Source organism: Streptomyces sp. NPDC002793, assembly GCF_040295485.1.
In the GTDB taxonomy this organism is placed as follows: domain Bacteria; phylum Actinomycetota; class Actinomycetes; order Streptomycetales; family Streptomycetaceae; genus Streptomyces.
Window position 1 is genome coordinate 119,763 of the sequence record NZ_JBEOVL010000015.1, and the last position, 20,618, is coordinate 140,380.

The following is a 20,618-nucleotide window of genomic DNA, read 5'->3' on the forward strand; positions in this document are numbered from 1 at the left end:
TCCCGCAAGGAGTCCGTACCCCATGACGTCCACGGTGCCCAACGCCGTCCAGCACACCGAGGCGCAGCCGCCGATCACCATGTTCGGGCCGGACTTCCCCTACGCCTACGACGACTTCCTCGCCCACCCGGCGGGCATCGGGCAGATACCGGCCACCGCGCACGGCACCGAGGTCGCCGTCATCGGCGGAGGGCTCTCCGGCATCATCACCGCGTACGAACTCATGAAGATGGGCCTGAAGCCCGTCGTCTACGAGGCGGACCGGATCGGGGGCCGGCTCCGCACGGTCGGCTTCGACGGCTGCGACCCCTCGCTGACCGCCGAGATGGGAGCCATGCGCTTCCCGCCGTCGTCCACGGCGCTCCAGCACTACATCGACCTGGTGGGCCTGGAGACCGAACCGTTCCCCAACCCCCTCTCGGCGGCCACCCCGTCGACCGTCGTCGACCTCAAGGGCGAGACCCACTACGCGCGGACCATCGACGACCTGCCCCAGGTCTACCGCGACGTGATGGACGCCTGGAACTCCTGCCTGAAGGAGGGCGCGGACTTCTCCGGCATGAACCGCGCGATGCGCGAGCGCGACGTACCCCGCATCCGGGAGATCTGGGCGAAGCTCGTCGAGAAGCTCGACGACCAGACCTTCTACGGCTTCCTCTGCGGCTCCGAGGCCTTCGCCTCCTTCCGGCACCGCGAGATCTTCGGCCAGGTCGGGTTCGGCACCGGAGGCTGGGACACCGACTTCCCCAACTCGATCCTGGAGATCCTCCGCGTCGTCTACACCGAGGCCGACGACCACCACCGGGGGATCGTCGGCGGCAGCCAGCAGCTGCCGCTGCGCCTGTGGGACCGCGAGCCGCAGAAGACGGTGCACTGGCCGTCCGGCACCTCGCTGTCCTCGCTGCACGACGGGCAGCCGCGCCCCGCCGTGACCCGGCTCGACCGCACCGCGGGCAACCGGATCACCGTCACCGATGCCACAGGTGACATCCGCACCTACGGGGCCGCCGTCTTCACCGGTCAGTCCTGGCTGCTGCTCTCCAAGATCGCCTGCGACGACGCGCTCTTCCCCATCGACCACTGGACGGCGATGGAGCGCACCCACTACATGGAGTCGTCCAAGCTGTTCGTGCCCGTCGACCGGCCGTTCTGGCTGGACAAGGACGAGCTGACCGGCCGGGACACGATGTCCATGACGCTCACGGACCGGATGACCCGGGGGACGTACCTCCTGGACGACGGACCCGGCAAGCCGGCCGTCATCTGTCTCTCCTACACCTGGTGCGACGACAGCCTGAAGTGGCTTCCGCTCTCCCCGAACGAACGCATGGACGTCATGCTCAAATCGCTCGGCGAGATCTATCCGGGCGTCGACATCCGCAAGCACGTCATCGGAAACCCGGTCACCGTCTCCTGGGAGAACGAGCCGTACTTCATGGGCGCGTTCAAGGCGAACCTGCCCGGCCACTACCGCTACCAGCGACGTCTGTTCACCCATTTCATGCAGGACCGGCTGCCCGCCGACAAACGCGGCCTGTTCCTCGCGGGCGACGACATCTCCTGGACGGCCGGCTGGGCCGAAGGAGCGGTGCAGACCGCGCTGAACGCCGTCTGGGGCGTGATGACGCAGTTCGGCGGGGCCACCGACCCGGCGAACCCCGGTCCCGGCGACGTCTTCGACGAGATCGCGCCGGTCGAGCTCCCGGAAGGCTGAGGGAGCGGCCGTCTCAGCGGCACGGAGTGAGCAGGAAGCGCCCCACCAGCCCGGCCCCGGCATCCATCCGCGCTCGGAACTCCTCGGCCAGGGGCGGCACCCCGCGCAGCCCCCACAGCACCCGGGCCGCCGACCACGACGCCTCACGGGCCCGCTCCAGACTCCAGGCCCCCGCCAGATGGGTGAGCGGATCCGCGATCTCCAGCAGGTCGGGGCCCGGCATCAGGTCTTCGCGGATCTGCTCCTCCAGCATCACGAGGAGGTCGCCGACCCGCTCGAACTCCTCCTCCAGGTCCGCCGGAGCGCAGCCGAGCGTACGGCAGGTGTCCACGACGGCCAGCGCGAGATCGTGGCCGATGTGCGCGTTGATCCCGGCCAGCGCGAACTGCATCGGGCGTACGCCCGGATGGTGCCGGTGCTGGAACAGGGGGCGCCAGCACTCGGGCGGGCGGCCGCCCGAGACCTCGGCGTCCACCGCCGTCAGATAGCGCTCGGCGAACCGCACGTCCAGCGCGGACACGGCCTCCCGGTTCGGGAAGGCGCCCTCCGCGATGTGCCGGCCGATGGCCTCCGTGACCGTCAGATAGACCTGGTTGAAGACCGCCAGCCCGTCCCCGGGGTGCCAGCCGGAGCGGAAGGCACGCATCCGCTCGATCACCGCGCCGACGTCGGTCACCGTGCCGGCCGAGCCGGCCGGAATTGCGAACTGCTCGATCCGGTCCATGGGGGCAGCGTCCCAGCCACCGGCTCCGCACGGCGCCGACGGGCCGGAGACTTCATCGGATCGGACGAACACCGGGCGCCGGGGGAGCCAGGATGCCCCGGGGCGCCGCGGGTTCCCTCACCGGGCCGCACCTCTGGGACGGCCTCGCGCCGGGCGGCACGGCGCGGGCCCACGGCGTGCTCAGGAGGTCCCGGCCGGCGGCTTCCCGTCGTACTGCGACGTGCCCGAGTCCAGCAGGGGCTCCTGGGTCTTGAGGTGGGCGGGGGCGAACGCCCGCAGCGCGTGGTAGCCGGTGATCACGACGAGTGTGCCGAGGGCGATGCCGCTCAGCTCGAAGTTGTCGGTGATCTTCAGGCTGACACCGCCGACACCGATGATGATGCCCGCCGCGGCCGGTACGAGGTTGAGGGGATTGCGCAGGTCGACCTTGGCGTTCAGCCAGATCTGGGCGCCCAGCAGGCCGATCATGCCGTAGAGGATGACGGTGATGCCGCCCAGCACACCGCCGGGGATGGCGGCGACGACCGCACCGAACTTGGGGCAGAGGCCGAAGAGCAGCGCGAAGCAGGCCGCTGCCCAGTAGGCGGCGGTGGAGTAGACCCGGGTCGCCGCCATGACCCCGATGTTCTCGGAGTACGTGGTGTTGGGCGGACCGCCGACGGCCGTGGACAGCATCGAGGCGGCGCCGTCCGCGGCGATGGCGGTGCCCAGCTTGTCGTCGAGCGAATCGCCGGTCATCTCGCCGACTGCCTTGACGTGCCCGGCGTTCTCGGCGATCAGGGCGATGACGACCGGCAGCGCGACCAGGATCGCGGACCATTCGAAGGCCGGGGCGTGGAAGGACGGCAGCCCGATCCAGTCCGCGTCCGCCACGGCCGACAGGTCCAGCCGCCAGTGGTCCACGGCCTCGGTGCCCCCGGCGGGGGAGTGGATCTTCCCGAGGACGAGGTCGAGCACCCAGGACAGGACGTAGCCGAAGACGAGTCCGAGGAAGATCGCGATACGGGAGAAGAACCCGCGCAGACAGACCACGGCCAGCCCGGTGAACAGCATCACCAGCAGGGCGGTCCACTGGTCCTGGGGCCAGTACGTCGACGCGGTCACGGGTGCCAGGTTGAAGCCGATCAGCATCACGACGGCGCCGGTCACCACGGGAGGCATCGCCGCGTGGATGATCCGCGCGCCGAACCGCTGCACCACCAGCCCCACCAGGAACAGCACGGCCCCGACCACCAGGACCGCGCCCGTGACGGTGGCGCTGCTGCCGCCACCGGCCCGGATGGTGGCGGCCACGCCCACGAAGGAGAGGGAGCACCCCAGATAGCTGGGCACCCTGCCCTTCGTCGCCAGGAGGAAGATGGCGGTGGCGACGCCGGACATCATGATGGCGAGGTTCGGGTCGAGGCCCATGAGGACGGGCGCGACGAAGGACGCGCCGAACATGGCCACCACGTGCTGCGCGCCGAGACCGAACGTACGAGGCCAGGAGAGCCGCTCGTCGGGGCGCACCACGGCCCCCGGCGCGGGGGTCTTCCCGTCGCCGTGCAAGGTCCAGCGCACGCCGAGGCCCATGGTCGCTCCCTGATTGGTGTGTGCGGTGCGCCCTGGGGGGCCGTCCGCCGAAAAGATCAGAGCCATGTTAGTGCCGCGGCCGGTCGCCTCGCGCTCGGCCCCACCGCGGACGGAACCTGTCGTTCAGCCGCCGGGAGTTCAGCCGACCTTCGGGGTCCTGGTCGTCGCCGGCTGCGGAACGCCGCCTTCCGCGACCTTGCGGTCGCTGCCGCGCAGCACACCCGCCCCGAGCACCAGCCCGAACGCCAGCACCGTCACCAGGCCGAAGGACACCAGCAGCGAGGTCGCCTCGGCCAGCGAGCCGATCGCCGACGGTGCGATGAGACCCGAGGTGTACGTGATGGTGGCGACGCCGGCGATGGCCCGGCTCGGGTTGTCCCCGCTGCGCCCCGCCGCGGCGAAGGCGAGCGGGACGGTCACCGCCACGCCGAGTCCGAGCAGCCCGAAGCCGCACAGGGCCAGTGCCGTGTTCGGGGCGAGAACCACCAGCAGACCGCCGGCCGTGGCCAGCACACCGCTCACCCGGACGGTCGGCACGGCGCCGAAACGGTCCACCACCCGGTCTCCCGCGAGCCGGGCGATCGCCATCGTCAGCGCGAACGCCGTGGTCGAGGCCGCCGCGACCCCGGCCGAACTGCCCAGGTGCTCCTTGAGGTAGACCGCCGACCAGTCCAGGCTGGCGCCCTCGGCGAAGACCGCGCAGAACCCGACCGCACCGATCACCAGCGCCGACCTGGGCGGCAGGGTGAAGCGTGGCGGCGGCTCCTCGTCGGGTCGGCTGCGCAGGTCCAGTACGCCCTGGCAGGCGATCAGGCCGAGCGCCGTGAGGACCAGGGCGGCAGCCGTGTGGTGCAGCCGGGCGTCGGCCCCGATGTGCGCGGCGACCGTGCCGGCGGTCGACCCGATCAGGGCGCCCACGCTCCACATGCCGTGCAGCCCGGACATGATCGACTTGTCGAGCCGGTTCTCCACCTCCACACCCAGCGCGTTCATCGCCACGTCGGACATCCCGGCGGACGCCCCGTACACGAACAGTGCCGCGCAGAGGGTGAGCAGGTTCGGCGCGAGGGCGGGCAGGATCAGCGCGAGCGTCCAGAGGGCCAGCAGTCCCCGCAGCGCCGTCCGCGCGCCGAAGCGGTGACTCACCCGGCCGGCGAGCGGCATCGCCAGCGAGGCGCCGATGGCCGGGAAGGCGAGGGCGAGACCGAGCTGTCCGGCGCTGACGGAGGCGTGGTCCTGGATCCAGGGGACGCGGGTCGCGAAGCTGCCGGTCACCGCGCCGTGCACGGCGAAGACCGCCATGATCGCGTACCTGCCCCGCCTGACCTGTTCCGTACCGAAGACCGCTGCCGCGGGAACCGATGTCATGCGCCGTGCCCCTCCCTGAGAGATCGTCCGCCCACCGGCTTCTCTCCGGGGTGGGTGCGATGTGCGGGCAGTAAACTATCAGGAAGCCTGCCTGATAAATAGTCCGTACACTTCCCACGAGCAGTGATCTGGAAGGATCCCGGCATGCCCGCATCCCCGAGCACCGCCCGGGTCATCAACGACCGGCTCGCCCTGCGCCTGCTCCAGCAGGACGGCCCGTTGACGGCCAGTCAGCTGAAGACCCTGACCGGCCTGTCCCGGCCCACCGTCGCCGACCTGGTGGAACGCCTGCAGGAGGCCGGCCTGGTCCGGGTGGTCGGGGAGAGCGGATCGCAGCGGCGCGGCCCCAACGCCCGTCTGTACGGAATCGTCGCCGACCGCGCACACCTGGCGGCCCTCGACGTACGGACCGACAGCGTCGCCGTGGCCGTCGCGGACCTGCTCGGCGACACGCTCGCCGAGGCCACCCTGCCCATCGGCAGCGACACCGGGACGCGGCCCGCCGTCGAACGGGCCGTGCGGATGCTGGAGCGCACCGCCCGCACCGCGGGGACGGCACCGCTGCACAGCGTCGGCATCGGCGCCCCCGGCCTCATCGACCCGGTCACCGGCGAACTCAGGGACACCGCAGGCCTCCCCGCCTGGCACAGGGGCCTGGTGAAGGAGCTCCAGCAGCGGCTCTCCGCCACCGTCCTGGTGGAGAACGAGACCAATCTCGCCGCCGTCGCCGAACACCGCATCGGGGCCGCCCGGGACCGCGACACCTTCGTACTGCTCTGGCTCGGCCACGGGATCGGCGCCGCCGTCATGCTCGACGGGAAGCTGCGCCGCGGAGCCTCCGGCGGGGCGGGGGAGATCGGCTTCCTGCCGGTGCCCGGCACCTCAGGGGTTCCCTCGGCAGTCAACTGCGACGGAGGTTTTCACTCCCTGGTGGGGTCGGCCGCCGTCTGTGAGCTGGCCGCCGCCCACGGCGTCAGCACGTGGGCGGGCGACGGGGCCGGCGGGGCGCAGGAGCAGGACCCCGCCGCGGCGTTCGCCGTTCGGGCCGCGCTGCGGGCCGGCGACGCCGAGGGGGAGGCATTCCTGGAGGCGCTCGCCGGCCGCCTCGCCCTCGGAGCCGCCTCCGTCGTCTCTGTGCTCGACCCGGGCTGCCTCGTGCTGGCCGGTGAGGTCGGCCGCGCCGGTGGCGGTGCGCTCGCGGCGCGCGTGGAGGAGCGGCTGGCCCGCATGTCACCGCTCCGTACGGAAGTCAGGGCCGGGACGCTGGGCGGTGGCGCGGTCCTGCGCGGTGGGCTGTTCGCCGCCCGGGACGCCGCCCAGGACGCCCTCTTCGCCCCGGGACGGTGACGCTGCGGGGAGCGCGCCATGGCTCTCTGTGATCCGTCCCACAGGGGACGGCTGTATGGGCCACCGCCCACCGTGGCAGAATGGCTTCTGTACCAGCAGCAGCGCACTCCGGGGTCGGTGTAATTCCGAACCGGCGGTTATAGTCCGCGACCCGTCCGCATCCAGCGGCCGGTTGACCAGGTGAGATTCCTGGACCGACGGTGAAAGTCCGGATGGGAGGCAGTGCGCGGCGGGCCGTCACAGGTACGCCGCCGTAGGCAGGCGGGTGTGTTTCCGGGATTCCCGGGACGCTCACACCCGTGTCCTCGGTTTCCGGCGTCCCCTGTTGCGTTCCGTTTCATCTGTCGTCATCGACAGGCCCCGGAGTCCGTGCCCGAAGAGGCAGGAGGACCCGGTGGCCATCGCAGCCGAAAAGACCGCCATGCGGCGGGCGATCACGCTCGCAGCCCGCGGACTCGGCGCCACCAGCCCGAATCCGGTCGTCGGATGCGTCGTCCTCGACGCCGCCGGGGAACAGGCCGGCGAAGGCTTCCACCAGCGTGCCGGCGGGCCGCACGCCGAGATCCACGCCCTGCGTGAGGCCGGTGAACGGGCCAGGGGCGGCACCGCCCTCGTCACCCTCGAACCCTGTAACCACACCGGACGCACCGGTCCGTGCGCCCAGGCACTCGTCGAGGCGGGCGTCCGCCGTGTCGTCTACGCGGTGGGCGACCCGAACCCGCAGGCCACAGGCGGCGCCGACACCCTGCGCGCCGCAGGCGTCCAGGTGGAACAGGGCCTCCTCGCCGAAGAGGCGGAGGCCAGCAACACCGCATGGCTCACCTCGGTCCGCCTCGGCCGTCCGTACGTCCTGTGGAAGTACGCGGCGACCCTCGACGGCCGGATCGCCGCCGCCGACGCCACCAGCCGCTGGATCACCTCCCCCGAGGCCCGCGCCGACGTCCACCGGCTGCGCGCCCGGGCCGACGCCGTGGTGGTCGGCTCCGGAACCGCACGCACCGACGACCCCCAGCTCGGAGTACGCGGAATCGAGGGCGCCGGCCAGCCGCTCCGCGTGGTCGTCGACACCGCCGCCACCGCCGTCCGGCCCGGAGCCCGGGTCCTCGACGGGACCGCGCCCACCCTGGTCGCGGTCGCCGAGGACGCCGAGGCCGGCCACCTCCCAGAGGACGCCGTGCTGCGCCTGCCGCGCGCCGCCACCGGGCCCGGCCTGGACATCGGCGCACTGCTCGCCGCCCTCCACGGGCGGGGCGTCCGCTCCGTACTCCTCGAAGGCGGTCCGGTCCTGGCCGGCTCCTTCGTCGCCGCGGGAGCGGTCGACACCGTCGTCGGCTATCTCGCCCCGGTCCTCCTCGGCGCGGGCCCGGCAGCCCTCGCGGACGCCGGAATCTCCACCCTCTCCCAGGCGTTGCGCCTCGATGTGACCGAGACCGTCCGTATCGGCCCCGATCTGCGCATCACCGCCGTCCCCGTCCCTGCTCGGAAGGGAAACTGAGTGTTCACCGGAATTGTCGAAGAACTGGGCGAGGTCACCGCCGTCGAGAAGCTCGACGACGCCTCCCGCTTCCGACTGCGCGGCCCCGTCGTGACCGAGGGCGCCAAGCACGGCGACTCGATCGCCGTCAACGGCGTCTGCCTCACCGTCGTGGACCTCGGGGACGACGAGTTCACCGCCGACGTCATGGCCGAGACGCTGGACCGCTCCAGCCTCGGTGCCCTCGCGGCCGGATCCCGGGTCAACCTGGAGCGCCCCATGGCCCTCGGCGGCCGCCTCGGCGGGCACATCGTCCAGGGGCACGTGGACGGCACGGGCCGCATCGTCGAGCGCCGGGTCTCCGAGAACTGGGAGATCGTCAAGATCTCCCTGCCCGCGGGCCTGGCCCGCTACGTGGTGGAGAAGGGCTCGATCACCGTCGACGGCGTGAGCCTGACCGTCGTCGACGCGGCGTCCGACCACTTCACCATCAGCCTCATCCCCACCACTCTCGCCCTGACCACCCTCGGCATCAAGGAGCCCGGCGACCCGGTCAACCTGGAGGTCGACGTCCTCGCGAAGTACGTCGAACGGCTGCTCGGCCACGGTGCCGCGCCGGAGGCCGGGGAGACCGTCGCATGAACGCCCTGGACTGGCTGAACTCGGAGGCGTTCACCGCCTTCGGACAGCACATCATCTGGTCGGACATGATCGGCAACACGATCGGCCTGATCGCCCTGGCCCTCGGCTGGCTCCGCTCGGTCTGGACCTGGCCGGCCCAGCTCCTGTCCGGCGTCGTCCTGGTCGCCGCCAACGTCTCCGTGCAGCAGGCGGGCAGTGTCGGCAAGCAGCTGATCGTCATCGCCGTCGCCGTCTGGGGCTGGCAGCAGTGGACCCGCGGCAGGCAGCAGGCCCAGGACGGCTCCATCGCGGTGCGCTTCGCCACCTGGCGCGAGCGCGGATACCTGCTGGGCGGCGCCGTGCTCGGTACGCTCGCCGTCGGCGGGCTGTTCACCGCGTTCCCGTCGCTCTCCTGGAGCCCGTGGGCGGACGCCTACATCTTCGCCGGCACCCTCGTGGCGATGATCGCCCAGGCGCGCGGCATGGTCGAGTTCTGGTTCGCCTGGCTGCTCGTCGACCTCGTCGGCGTACCGCTCAACTTCCACAGCGGACTCGCCTTCTCCGGTCTCATCTACGTCGTCTACGGCGCCCTCGTCCTGTGGGGCATGCGCGACTGGTGGCTGCGTACGCGGACACCCGCTCTGGAAGGAGCCACGGCATGACTGCCCAGCCCACCTGGTTGCACGAACGCACCATCGAGGACCTCTCGCTCGACCCCGTCGAGCAGGCGATCCGCGACATCGCGGCCGGACGGCCCGTCGTGGTCGTCGACGACGAGGACCGGGAGAACGAGGGCGACCTCGTCATCGCCGCCGAGAAGGCGACCCCCGAGATCATCGCCTTCATGATGAGCGAGTGCCGCGGTCTGATCTGCGCGCCGATGGAGGACGACGAGCTGGAACGCCTCGAACTCCCGCAGATGGTCACGCACAACACCGAGTCGATGAGGACGGCCTTCACCGTCTCCGTGGACGCCTCCACGGAGCACGGCGTGACCACGGGGATCTCCGCGGCCGACCGCGCCACGACGCTCCGGATGCTGGCGGGCGGCAGGGCCGGCCCCGGCGACTTCGTCCGCCCCGGCCACGTCTTCCCGCTCCGCGCCCGCGCCGGCGGTGTGCTGGTGCGCAACGGCCACACCGAGGCCGCCGTCGACCTGGCCAGGCTCGCCGGGCTGCGCCCCGCCGGCGCCATCGTCGAGATCGCGGGCGAGGACGGCGTGATGCTGCGGCTGCCCGAACTCGTCCCGTTCGCCCGCAAGCACGGCCTCACGATCATCTCCATCGAGGACCTGATCGCCTACCGCCGCAGCTCCGAGCCCACCGTGCGCCGCGAGGCCGAGGTGCGGCTGCCCACCGCCTTCGGCCTGTTCACCGCGTACGGCTACCGCTCGGTCGCCGACGGCGTCGAGCACGTGGCACTCGTGCACGGCGACATCGGGGACGGACAGGACGTCCTCGTCCGGGTCCACTCCGAATGCCTGACCGGCGACATCTTCCAGTCCCAGCGCTGCGACTGCGGCCCCCAGCTGCACACCTCCATGGAGCGCGTCACGGCCGAGGGACGCGGGATCGTCGTCTACCTGCGCGGGCACGAGGGCCGCGGCATCGGACTGCTGTCCAAGCTGCGCGCCTACGAACTCCAGGAGCTCGGCTCCGACACCCTCGACGCCAACCTCGAACTCGGGCTGCCGGCCGACGCCCGGGACTACGCGGCGGGCGCCCGGATCCTCAGCGACCTCGGCGTGCACTCCCTGCGTCTGATGACCAACAACCCGGACAAGACCGCCGCGCTCGTACGGCACGGGCTGGAGATCACCGGGCGGGAACCCATGCCCGTACAGGCCGGTGAGCACAACCTGCGGTACCTGCGCACCAAGCGGGACCGGATGGGACACGACCTGCCCTGGCTCGACGCCCCCGCGTCGGCCTGCGGCAACCAGTAAGCACCGACGACACACAGGAGAGACATGAGCGGCAAGGGCGCACCCGAACTGTCCGTACGCAACTGCGGGGACCTGCGGGTGGCGGTGATCGCGGCCCAGTGGCACGAGAAGGTCATGGACGGACTCGTCGACGGGGCCCTGCGCGCCCTGCGTGACCTGGGCATCGACGAGCCGACGCTGCTCCGGGTCCCCGGCAGCTTCGAGCTCCCCGTGGTGGCCAAGGTGCTCGCCGGCCGCGGGTACGACGCGATCGTCGCCCTCGGGGTGATCATCCGCGGAGGCACACCCCACTTCGAATACGTGTCCCAGGGTGTGACCAGCGGTCTCACCCAGGTCACCGTCGACACCGGAGTCCCCGTCGGATTCGGGGTGCTCACCTGTGACAACGAGGAACAGGCACTCGACCGGGCCGGACTCGAAGGCTCCAACGAGGACAAGGGGCACGAAGCGGTCACCGCCGCCGTGGCCACCGCCGCCACACTGCGCACCGTCAGCGAACCCTGGCGCTGAGCAGCGCTCCGGGACCCCGTATTCTAAGGACCATCATGGCGAACAAAACCTTCGAAGAGCTCTTCGCCGAGCTGCAGCTCAAGGCCGCCGACGGCGACCCCTCCACCTCCCGCACCGCCGAGCTGGTGGACAAGGGAGTGCATGCCATCGGCAAGAAGGTCGTCGAGGAGGCCGCCGAGGTCTGGATGGCCGCCGAATACGAGGGCAAGGAAGCCGCCGCCGAGGAGATCTCGCAGCTGCTGTACCACGTCCAGGTGATGATGGTCGCCCGCGGGATCTCCCTCGACGACGTCTACGCCCACCTCTGAGCCACACCGCGCACCTCCCGAAGAGCGTTCCGCACGATCCCCCGCACCCTCCCTCCGCACAAAGGAAACCCGACCTCATGCTGCGCATCGCCGTTCCCAACAAGGGTTCACTCTCCGGACCTGCGATGGCGATGCTCCATGAGGCCGGCTACCAGCAGCGCAAGGAGTCCAAGGAACTCGTCCTGGTCGACCCGGTCAACGAGGTCGAGTTCTTCTACCTGCGGCCGCGCGACATCGCGATCTACGTCAGCTCGGGCCGTCTCGACATCGGCATCACCGGCCGCGACCTGCTGCTGGACTCCGGTGCCGACGCCGAGGAGATCCTCCAGCTCGGCTTCGCGCGTTCGACCTTCCGCTACGCCACCAAGCCCGGCACGGCCGTCGGCCCCCAGGACTTCGACGGCATGACCATCGCCACGTCCTACGAGGGCATCGTCGCGGCGCACCTCGCCGACGCGGGTGTCCAGGCCTCCGTCGTCCACCTCGACGGCGCGGTCGAGACCGCCATCGAGCTCGGTGTCGCCCAGGTCATCGCCGACGTCGTCGAGACCGGCACAAGCCTGCGCAACGCCGGACTCGAGGTCATCGGCGAGCCGATCATGACGTCGGAAGCCGTCGTGATCCGCCGCAGGGGAGCCGAGGCCGACGACCCGAAGGTGCAGCAGTTCCTGCGCCGTCTGCAGGGCGTCCTGGTCGCCCGCTCCTACGTGATGATGGACTACGACTGCCGCGTCGAGCACCTGGAGCGCGCCGTCGCCCTCACCCCGGGCCTGGAGTCGCCGACCATCTCCCCGCTGCACCACGAGGGCTGGGTCGCCGTCCGCTCCATGGTCGCGGCCAAGGAGGCCCAGCGGATCATGGACGATCTGTACGAGCTGGGTGCGCGCGCCATCCTCACGACGGCCATCCACGCCTGCCGCCTCTGACCGCCGTCCCAGCCGGACCAGACCCCTGGGCCGGACCACAGCACACCCCTAAGGACGACAGCGCCGCCATGTCCGACCCCGCGCCCCGGCCGCCCGGACTCCCCGCTCTCCCGGCGACCTTCAGGCCCACCCTCACCCGGGTGGTCCTGCTGGCCGTGGGGGCGGCGATGTTCGTCGTCATCACCGCGGTCGCGGTGATCCTCGAGAACCTCAGCGCGGGGGAGCGGACCAGCTTCGTCTTCGTCGCCCTGCTCTTCTTCGGCGTCCTCGCCCTGCTCAGCAGGCCCCGCATCACCGTCGACGAGGCGGGGGTCACGGTCGTCAACATCACCCGTACCCGGCGGCTCGCCTGGGCGCAGATCCTCCGCGTCAACCTGCGGGCCGGTGACCCGTGGGTCTTCCTCGACCTCAGCGACGGCACCAGCATGCCCGCACTCGGCATCCAGCCCGGAATCGCCAGAGAACGGGCCATCAGCGATGCCCGGACCCTTCGCGCGCTCGCCGAATTCCACGGCAGCGGAGTGAACGACGCCACGGAGAACGGCTGAGCCCTCTGCCCCGTACGGCCCGATCCCGATTATTCTGGGACCGGAGGCGCACCGGGTGCGCCCCGCCCCGCACCAGAAGGCCGTCGAGGCCCGCGGGGCATTCCTGCGACCCAAGGAGTGACTCCCTCCAGCAATGGACGGATCGTCCGGTAGTACCTGCGCCGCCCTCTCTCCGGAGGCGGCGGCATGACCACCCCCCTGTTGCTGCTCCTCGCGGCATTCCTTCTCATCCTCGCCAACGGGTTCTTCGTGGCAGCCGAGTTCGGGCTCGTCACGGTGGAACGGCCGGACGCCGAACGCGCCGCCGCCGAAGGCGACCGCCGGGCCCGTACCGTCGTCGCCGCCCTGCGTGAACTCTCCTTCCAGCTCTCCGGCACCCAGCTCGGGATCACCATCACGTCGCTGGTCGTCGGCATGCTCGCCGAACCGGCGCTCGCCCAACTGCTCGCCGGACCGCTCACCGCCACCGGACTGCCCGAAGGGACTGTCCCCGGGGTGAGCGTCGTGATCGGCATGCTGTTCGCCTCCGCGGTCCAGATGGTGATCGGCGAGCTCGTACCGAAGAACTGGGCGGTCTCCCGGCCGCTCCAGGTCGCCCGGTTCGTCGCCGGGCCCCAGCACCTCTTCTCCACCCTCCTGCGGCCGGTGATCACCGCCCTGAACGCCGTCGCCAACCGGCTGGTCCGGCTGCTGGGCGTCGAACCCACCGAGGAACTGGCCTCCGCCAGGACCCCCGGCGAGCTCGTCTCCCTGGCCCGGCACTCGGCCGAGGCCGGCACCCTGGAGCAGGACACCGCCGATCTCTTCGTACGGACCCTGTCCCTCGCCGGCCTCACCGCGCAGCACGTCATGACCCCGCGGGTGAAGGTCAGCGCACTGCAGTCGGCGGCGACCGCGGCGGATGTCCTCAACCTCACGCGGGCCACCGGCCTGTCCCGCTTTCCCGTCTACCGGGACCGCATCGACGAGGTCGTCGGCATGGTCCACCTCAAGGACGCCCTGGCCGTCCCCTCCCGGGACCGGCTGCGCACCCCGGTGAGCCGCGTCGCCGTACCGCCCCTCCTGGTGCCGGAGTCCCTGCCCGTCGAGCAGCTGCTCAAGCGGCTGCGCAGCGAGCAGCCGATCGCCGTCGTGGTCGACGAGTACGGCGGCACCGCCGGTGTCGTCACGCTCGAGGACATCATCGAGGAACTCGTGGGCGAGGTGCGGGACGAGCACGACGTGGAGGGCGCCGACCGCCCCGAGCTGACGCCCGTCGTCGCCGACGACGGACGTTCCGGCTGGGACGTGGAAGGCAGCACCCGGGTGCTGACCCTGCTGCGGATAGGCCTCGACGTGCCCGAAGGGCCGTACGAGACGGTGGCCGGGCTGGTCGCCGATCTGCTGGGGCGCATCCCCGCCCCCGGCGACCGGACCGAACTGCCCGGCTGGCGGATCGCCGTCCGCCAGGTCGACCACTACCGCGCCGAACAGGTCCGCTTCGTCCGTCTGACGGACACACCGCCGGTCCCGGCGGATCGGGTACAGCCCGAGCGGCTCACCCAGGAACTCCTGGAGGCCGTGCGATGAGCTTCGTGCAACTGATCTTCGCCGGTCTCCTGGTGCTGGCGAACGGCTTCTTCGTCGGCGCCGAGTTCGCGCTCGTCTCCGTACGCCGCAGTCAGGTCGAACCCCTCGCCGCAGAGGGATCGAGCAGGGCAGGACAGGTCCTGTACGGCCTGGAGAACCTGCCGCAGATGATGGCCGCCGCACAGTTCGGCATCACCATCTGCTCCCTCACACTGGGCGCCGTCGCGGAGCCGACCGTCGCCCACCTCCTGGAGCCCGTCTTCCACGCGGCGCACCTGCCCGAAGGGCTCGTGCATCCGCTCGGCTTCGCGGTCGCGCTCGTCTCCGTGGTCTTCCTCCATCTCGTCATCGGCGAGATGGTCCCGAAGAACCTGGCGATGGCCGCCCCCGAGAGGACCGCGCTGTGGCTCAGCCCCGGCCTGGTCGGCTTCGCCCGGCTGTGCCGGCCCGTCACCTCCGCACTCGGGGCATGCGCCACGCTCGTCCTGCGCCTCTTCAAGGTCGAGCCGAAGGACGAGGTCGAGGCCGTCTTCACCAGCGAACAGCTCAACCGTCTGGTGGAGGACGCGGGCCTGGCCGGCCTGCTGGAACCGGAGGCGCGTGACCGCCTCGGGGACGCCCTCGAGCTGGGCAGCAGGCCCGTCACCGACGTGCTGCTCGACCGGGCGTCGCTGGTGACGGTGGACCCCTCCGTCACCCCGCGCCGCATCGAGGAGCTGACCGTGCGGACCGGTTACTCACGCTTCCCCGTCTGCGCGGAGGGCGGCGGTCCGTTCATGGGCTATCTGCACGTCAAGGACGTCCTGGAGCTGGAGGACGGCGAGCGGGCCGTGCCGCAGCAGATCTGGCGTCCGATGGCGACCGTGCGGGCGGAACTCCCCCTGGACGACGCCCTGACGGTCATGCGCCGCGCGGCCACGCACCTCGCCCAGGTCGCCGACGCGTCGGGCAAGGTGCTGGGCCTGGTCGCCATGGAGGACGTCCTGGAGATGCTCGTGGGGGAGGTCAGGGACCCGGCCCACCGCGTCTCCGTGCCCCGGCGCACGGTGGAGGCGCCGAAGGCCCTCGCCCCTCTCGGCTGAGCTCCGTCGTTGCCGGGCGGCCCGCGGCGGTCCGTCCGGCAACGGCCTCAACGGTCCCCGGGCTCCTGTGTCCCGCGCTCGATCGGGCCCCGCCCCGACAGCACCTCGCCGTACGCCTGCATCAGATCCGGCAGTCGCAGGGTGGCCAGGTCGTCACGGTTCGGCGCGGCGGAGTAACCGGACAGCCGCAGATCGCGGTAGGCGCAGCTCTTCTCGTACAGGGTGCGCAGGAAACGGCCGTTGCCCAGCTCGTCGATCCAGCCCTGGTCGACGACGTGCCCGCTGATGCTGCGCAGCTCGTCGAGGGACTCCTCGTCCCACACGTCGCCGTTCTCGGAGGCCAGCACCCCGCCGATCGCGGTGAGTTCGAGGGGTCGGTAACTCGGGAAGTCCACCCGCGTGGTGAAGCGTGAGGAGAGCCCCGGGTTGGTGGCGAGCAGCCGGTCCATGCCCTCCGGGTAGCCGGCCAGGATGACGACGAGGTGATCCCTGTTGTCCTCCGCCCGTTTGAGGAGGACCTGCAGGGCCTCGTCGCCGTACGCGTCGCCCTTGCTGTAGCCCGAGTTGGCGAGGCTGTACGCCTCGTCCACGAACAGCACCCCGCCGAGCGCCGAATCGATCAGCTCATTGGCCTTCACCGCTGTCTGCCCGAGGAACTCGCCCACCAGGTCGGACCGTTGGGCCTCCACCAGGTGGTCACCGCCGAGCAGCCCGAGCGCGTAGAACACCCGGCCCAGGATGCGGGCGACCGTGGTCTTGCCCGTCCCGGACGGTCCGGAGAAGACGAAGTGGCGCTTCGGGGGCTGCACCGGCAGTCCCTGCTCGGCCCGCAGCCGCGCCATGTTCAGCTGGGCGGACAGGGCCTTCACCTGGCGCTTCACCGGTTCGAGCCCGACCATGCGTTCGAGCTCCGCCAGGGCCTGCGCGAGCATCACCGGGTCGCTCGGCCCCGCGGGGAACGCTGCGGCCCGCGGCGCACCCGGCTTCGCCCGCGCCCCGTCACCGGCGGGCCCGGACGGTGGGACCGCGGTCCCGGTCGGGGTCTCCGGTTCGCCGCCGATCCACGGCTCACGGCCGTCCACCAGGTCGGTGCCGAGCACCGGTTCCCCGTCCGTCCGGGCCTCCACGCCGTCGGAGCCGAGGCCGGCCAGCGAGACCGCGGCGAGGTCGGTCGCCTCGTCGTAACCGTCTCCCTCGGAGATGGCAGCGAGCCTGGCCGAGGTGTCCATGAACGCCGGGTCCACGCGGTGCACCGCTCGGTACAGCGGCAGGGCCGCCGCACTGCGACCGGTTCCCTCGTGGGCCCGTGCGAGCCAGTAGCGCAGCTCCTTGCGCTGTGGCTGTTCGCTGCGACAGCGCATCAGCGCGGCGGACAGCAGGGGCTCCGCCTGTCCGTACATCTCCAGGCGCACCCGTGCCATTCCGCCGAAGAGTCCCGCCTCGATGCCCAGCAGGGGATCGTCGACGAGCCGCTCCGTGGTGCGCACGAGCTGTTCCCAGTCCTTGACGAGGTACGAGCGGCAGGCGTGCAGGAAGCGCACCTGGGGATCGGCGTCCACCGGCGGCAGGCCCGCCAACGCCCGGTCCAGCTCCGGCACATGACGGCCGTCCAGCCAGTGCGAGGCGTGCGCGAGCAGCAGATCGCGCGGGCTCTCCAGCACCGGCTGCACCCACCAGCCCAGCCAGTACCACGAGTTGAGCGTGCGGCGATGGCGGGTGCGCTGCTCGCCGAAGCGGTCGCGATGTCGGTACATGCGCAAGAGCGCCGTGGTGGTGTCGATCCGCAGCGCGTGCAGCCCCAGCCAGCCGTCCGCCATGCCGGGATCGAGACGCACCGCGGTTCTGAACTCCTCCTCGGCCTGCGGGTACGCGCCCATGGTGTAGGCGTCCACCCCGCGAAGCCAGGCAAGGTCGGCCGGGGCCTGCGCGCCCGGCGTGCCGATGTCCATCAGGTCCCCCACAAACCGTGCCCCAGAATGTCCCGCCCGCACAGCATGCCCAGCGCGGCGCACCTAATCACCGTGCCGGGGACGGGAATTGACCACACCCGAGAGGCATCGTACCTGCACAGGGAGTGAGCGGTTAAGTGCGTAACCGGCGCATCGGGGGGTGGTGACCGAGGGTGAGTGAAGGGCTCCGTGCGCCGGGGCGGGAGGGCAGAACGAAGCCCCCGATCACGGGGGAACAACCGGGGGCTTCGCGTCTGCGGGGGCTCCGAAAAGCCGCACATTGAGAACGTAAGACCTGTACGGCACGTCGGTCAAGCCGAGTTGAGGCGCCTGTGGGGCTTTTTCCTGCCACCCGCCAGGGGGACCCTCAGGCTTCACCGTCCGTGACGATCCGACTCGCCACCGCTGTCGGGCAAGGTCCTTGCAGCCACACGTACCCCGTGGGTGTCCGCCGTATCACCGCATCCGCGAAGGGGTACGAGGGGTCATCGGCGAAATGCCGCCGCTCCGCGACCGTCCAGCCGTCCCAGAAGTCCGACAGCCCGGGGCCGTCGCGATCCCTGCCCCGCTCCCAGGACGCCTCCCGCTCCCCCTCGATCCACAGCAGCCCCGCGAGAGACGGCCGCACCGCGGCGCGGCCCGCCCCCACACCCTCGATCAGCATCACGGGGGCGGGGGCCTGCGTCCTCGGCGGCCCGAAGCGCCGGGCCGTCCAGTCGTACGGGGCGTACCGTGCCGGCTCTCCCCGTGAGAGCGGATCCAGGACCCGCGTACGGAGTCTGTCCGTCCAGGCGAAGAGCTCCTCGTGCGTGGCCAGGTCGTCCAGGTGCAGCACGGGGGCGCCGCCGAGGGCCGCGGCGAGGCGACCGGTGAAGGTGCTCTTGCCGGATCCCGCGTGGCCGTCGACGGCGATCAGCCGCACCGGACCGCAGGACGGGGGGAGGGCACGCAGCCGGCGCGCGTGGTCCGCCAGGTCGTTCATGGTCCCCAGCCTACGAGTCCGGCGGTCAGGCTCATGGACGTGTCCAGGTCGCGTCAGTGGACCAGACCGATGACGCTGCCGCGGCACGGGGCGAATCACTGGCCGGACCCGGCCCCGACCCGCGATAGTTGGCGCACCGTTCGGCACCCGCAGTCCCAATCCGCTCAACGACCGGGGGTCTCGCCCATGACCAGACCGACTTCGCGCAGGACCGTGCTCACCGCCGCGCTCGCGGCGGCGGCCGGGACGGGCGCCGTGGCCTCAGCCGGCCCGGCGAGCGCCACCACCTCCCGTACTCCCCGTACCCTCCCGCTCGTGGACAACCGTTTCTGGACCACCTACTCCGACTGGCGCTGCGGCTCCTCGGAAGGGACCCGCGCCCTCGCCGGTCCCCGGCCGGGCCTGGTGATCTCCACGCCCGCCGGAAGCACCGACCACACCGACCCGCACACCGGCACGACCAGGACCTGGGAGTACGCGACCTGGACCTCCCCGGTCCACCGCCCGGCGGTCCCCGCCACGGAGGTCATCGCCTCCTGGAACGCGCACACCCCCCAGGGCACCTGGATCCAGATCGAGCTGCGCGGAAGCTACTCGGACGGCACGGACACGCCCTGGTACGTGATGGGCCGCTGGGCCGCCGGTGACACGGACATCCGCCGCACATCCGTGGACGACCAGACCGACGACAGGAGCACGGTCTGGACCGACACCCTCTCCGTGGACGACGCGGCGAGCGGGCTGCGTCTGGTGTCCTACCGTCTGAGGCTCACCCTCCACCGCGCCCCCGGCACCCGCCTCACGCCCACGGTCCACCGGGCCGGAGCCATGGCCTCGGACATCCCCGACCGCTTCACGGTCCCCGCCACGGCACCCGGCGCCGCCCGTGAGCTCACCGTGCCCCGTTACTCGCAGGACATCCACAAGGGGGAGTACCCGGAGTACGACAACGGGGGCGAGGCCTGGTGCAGCCCCACCTCCTCACAGATGATCATCGAGTACTGGGGCCGCAAGCCCACCGCGGAGGACCTGGCCTGGGTGAAGCCGGGCATCGCCGACCCGCAGGTCTGTCACGCAGCCCGCTACACCTTCGATCACCAGTACGAGGGTTGTGGCAACTGGCCCTTCAACGCCGCCTACGCCTCGACGTACAGGGACATGAACGCCGTGGTCACCCGGCTCGGGTCGCTGGCCGACCTGGAGGCGCTGGTCTCCGTGGGCATCCCGGTCATCACGTCGCAGTCCTTCCTGGCGGGGGAGCTGACCGGCGCGGGTTACGGCACGTCGGGCCACCTGATGACGGTCATCGGCTTCACGGCCGACGGCGATGTGATCGCCAACGACCCGGCGTCGCCGTCCAACGACGCGGTGCGCCGTGTCTACCGGCGGCGCGAGTGGGAGAACATCTGGTTGCGCACGAAGCGCTACGACGCGAACGGCCAGGTCAGAGGCGGTACGGGAGGGGTCTGCTACGTCTACTGGCCCGTCGACTCAGCACCGACTCGGCACCGTGTCCTGCGGTCGCTCGGACTGACCTGACCGGTGACTGTGCTCCTGTGGGATGCCGGGTGCGGCCCTCTGCCCCACCTCGTGCGGCAGAGGGCCGCACCCGGCCGGAGCGGTGGCTACGCCCCCGTGCGTACGGGGGCGTCGGTGCGGGCGACGACGTCCGCCGCGGTGACGCCCGGGGCCGTCTCCACGAGGGTGAGGCCGCCGTCCGTGACGTCCAGTACCGCGAGGTCGGTGATGATCCGCAGGACGCACCGCTCGCCGGTCAGCGGGAGGGTGCACTCCTCCAGGATCTTGGGACTGCCGTCCTTGGCGGTGTGCTCCATCAGGACGATGACGTGGCGCGCGCCGTGGACGAGGTCCATGGCGCCGCCCATGCCCTTGACCGTCTTGCCGGGGATCATCGAGTTGGCGAGGTCGCCGTGGTGCGACACCTGCTTGACGCCGCCGTGCGCGGTGAGACCGCCGTC

General features: G+C 71.4%; 18 protein-coding genes, 1 pseudogene and 1 riboswitch. Of the genes and pseudogenes, 13 read left to right on the top strand and 6 right to left on the bottom strand.

Annotated features, from left to right (window positions below):
• The first annotated feature begins 22 nt into the window (after window positions 1-22).
• A complete protein-coding gene (locus ABT001_RS17385; RefSeq protein ID WP_351277852.1) occupies window positions 23-1,714 on the top strand; it encodes a flavin monoamine oxidase family protein in 1,692 nt (563 codons plus the stop codon).
• A 13-nt stretch (window positions 1,715-1,727) separates the two neighbouring features.
• Here ABT001_RS17385 and ABT001_RS17390 read toward each other — a convergent pair whose 3' ends face one another.
• The 3 genes from ABT001_RS17390 to ABT001_RS17400 form a co-directional block, all read right to left on the bottom strand.
• Entirely contained in the window at window positions 1,728-2,438 is a 711-nt protein-coding gene (locus tag ABT001_RS17390; RefSeq protein ID WP_351277855.1) for a DUF5995 family protein, read from the bottom strand.
• Window positions 2,439-2,618: 180 nt separating this feature from the next.
• Window positions 2,619-4,010, bottom strand: coding sequence for a uracil-xanthine permease family protein (locus ABT001_RS17395; protein ID WP_351277857.1), 1,392 nt, complete (start codon window positions 4,008-4,010; stop codon window positions 2,619-2,621).
• A 138-nt stretch (window positions 4,011-4,148) separates the two neighbouring features.
• Window positions 4,149-5,378 carry an MFS transporter gene (locus ABT001_RS17400; protein ID WP_351277860.1) on the bottom strand — a complete coding sequence of 410 codons (1,230 nt, stop codon included), beginning with the start codon at window positions 5,376-5,378 and terminating at the stop codon, window positions 4,149-4,151.
• A 144-nt stretch (window positions 5,379-5,522) separates the two neighbouring features.
• Between ABT001_RS17400 and ABT001_RS17405 the strand changes: the two genes are divergently transcribed.
• The 11 genes from ABT001_RS17405 to ABT001_RS17455 all read left to right on the top strand — a co-directional run bounded on the left by ABT001_RS17405 (window position 5,523) and on the right by ABT001_RS17455 (window position 15,708).
• Window positions 5,523-6,725: an ROK family transcriptional regulator gene (locus ABT001_RS17405; protein WP_351277862.1), complete on the top strand. Its 1,203-nt coding sequence runs from the start codon at window positions 5,523-5,525 to the stop codon at window positions 6,723-6,725.
• A gap of 99 nt (window positions 6,726-6,824) precedes the next feature.
• A riboswitch (FMN riboswitch) is annotated at window positions 6,825-6,955 on the top strand.
• 191 nt (window positions 6,956-7,146) lie between these two features.
• The gene (gene ribD / locus ABT001_RS17410) at window positions 7,147-8,220 is read left to right on the top strand and encodes a bifunctional diaminohydroxyphosphoribosylaminopyrimidine deaminase/5-amino-6-(5-phosphoribosylamino)uracil reductase RibD (RefSeq protein ID WP_502967479.1); all 1,074 of its coding nucleotides are present in this window, start codon (window positions 7,147-7,149) and stop codon (window positions 8,218-8,220) included.
• On the top strand, window positions 8,221-8,841 hold the full coding sequence (locus ABT001_RS17415; RefSeq protein ID WP_351277867.1) for a riboflavin synthase: 621 nt from the start codon (window positions 8,221-8,223) through the stop codon (window positions 8,839-8,841).
• A complete protein-coding gene (locus ABT001_RS17420) occupies window positions 8,838-9,482 on the top strand; it encodes a nicotinamide mononucleotide transporter family protein (RefSeq protein ID WP_351277869.1) in 645 nt (214 codons plus the stop codon). The genes ABT001_RS17415 and ABT001_RS17420 overlap by 4 nt, the downstream gene beginning before the upstream one ends.
• Window positions 9,479-10,765: a bifunctional 3,4-dihydroxy-2-butanone-4-phosphate synthase/GTP cyclohydrolase II gene (locus ABT001_RS17425; RefSeq protein ID WP_351277871.1), complete on the top strand. Its 1,287-nt coding sequence runs from the start codon at window positions 9,479-9,481 to the stop codon at window positions 10,763-10,765. The genes ABT001_RS17420 and ABT001_RS17425 overlap by 4 nt, the downstream gene beginning before the upstream one ends.
• 24 nt (window positions 10,766-10,789) lie before the next feature.
• On the top strand, window positions 10,790-11,275 hold the full coding sequence (ribH, locus tag ABT001_RS17430) for a 6,7-dimethyl-8-ribityllumazine synthase (protein ID WP_351277873.1): 486 nt from the start codon (window positions 10,790-10,792) through the stop codon (window positions 11,273-11,275).
• 35 nt (window positions 11,276-11,310) lie between these two features.
• Window positions 11,311-11,583 (top strand): phosphoribosyl-ATP diphosphatase, encoded by a 273-nt coding sequence (locus ABT001_RS17435; protein WP_031097852.1) that lies wholly within the window; start codon window positions 11,311-11,313, stop codon window positions 11,581-11,583.
• Between the two features lie 77 nt (window positions 11,584-11,660).
• Window positions 11,661-12,509 carry an ATP phosphoribosyltransferase gene (gene hisG / locus ABT001_RS17440; protein WP_351277878.1) on the top strand — a complete coding sequence of 283 codons (849 nt, stop codon included), beginning with the start codon at window positions 11,661-11,663 and terminating at the stop codon, window positions 12,507-12,509.
• Between the two features lie 68 nt (window positions 12,510-12,577).
• Window positions 12,578-13,057: a PH domain-containing protein gene (locus ABT001_RS17445; protein WP_351277881.1), complete on the top strand. Its 480-nt coding sequence runs from the start codon at window positions 12,578-12,580 to the stop codon at window positions 13,055-13,057.
• Window positions 13,058-13,243: 186 nt separating this feature from the next.
• The gene (locus tag ABT001_RS17450) at window positions 13,244-14,626 is read left to right on the top strand and encodes a hemolysin family protein (protein ID WP_351277883.1); all 1,383 of its coding nucleotides are present in this window, start codon (window positions 13,244-13,246) and stop codon (window positions 14,624-14,626) included.
• Complete coding sequence (locus ABT001_RS17455; RefSeq protein WP_351277885.1) at window positions 14,623-15,708, top strand: hemolysin family protein; 1,086 nt, start codon at window positions 14,623-14,625, stop codon at window positions 15,706-15,708. Before ABT001_RS17450 ends, ABT001_RS17455 begins: the two co-directional genes overlap by 4 nt.
• 47 nt (window positions 15,709-15,755) lie before the next feature.
• Here the strand turns inward: ABT001_RS17455 and ABT001_RS17460 are convergent, their stop codons facing one another.
• Entirely contained in the window at window positions 15,756-17,657 is a 1,902-nt protein-coding gene (locus ABT001_RS17460; RefSeq protein WP_351277887.1) for an AAA family ATPase, read from the bottom strand.
• A 367-nt stretch (window positions 17,658-18,024) separates the two neighbouring features.
• Window positions 18,025-18,639 (bottom strand): uridine kinase family protein, encoded by a 615-nt coding sequence (locus ABT001_RS17465; protein ID WP_351277889.1) that lies wholly within the window; start codon window positions 18,637-18,639, stop codon window positions 18,025-18,027.
• A 186-nt stretch (window positions 18,640-18,825) separates the two neighbouring features.
• On the opposite strand from ABT001_RS17465, the gene ABT001_RS17470 reads away from it, so the two are divergent.
• Window positions 18,826-20,178 (top strand): C39 family peptidase, encoded by a 1,353-nt coding sequence (locus tag ABT001_RS17470; protein ID WP_351277891.1) that lies wholly within the window; start codon window positions 18,826-18,828, stop codon window positions 20,176-20,178.
• 86 nt (window positions 20,179-20,264) lie between these two features.
• Here the strand turns inward: ABT001_RS17470 and ABT001_RS17475 are convergent.
• Window positions 20,265-20,606: pseudogene (locus tag ABT001_RS17475) on the bottom strand (CoA-transferase); the annotation flags it as partial.
• Window positions 20,607-20,618 lie beyond the last annotated feature (12 nt).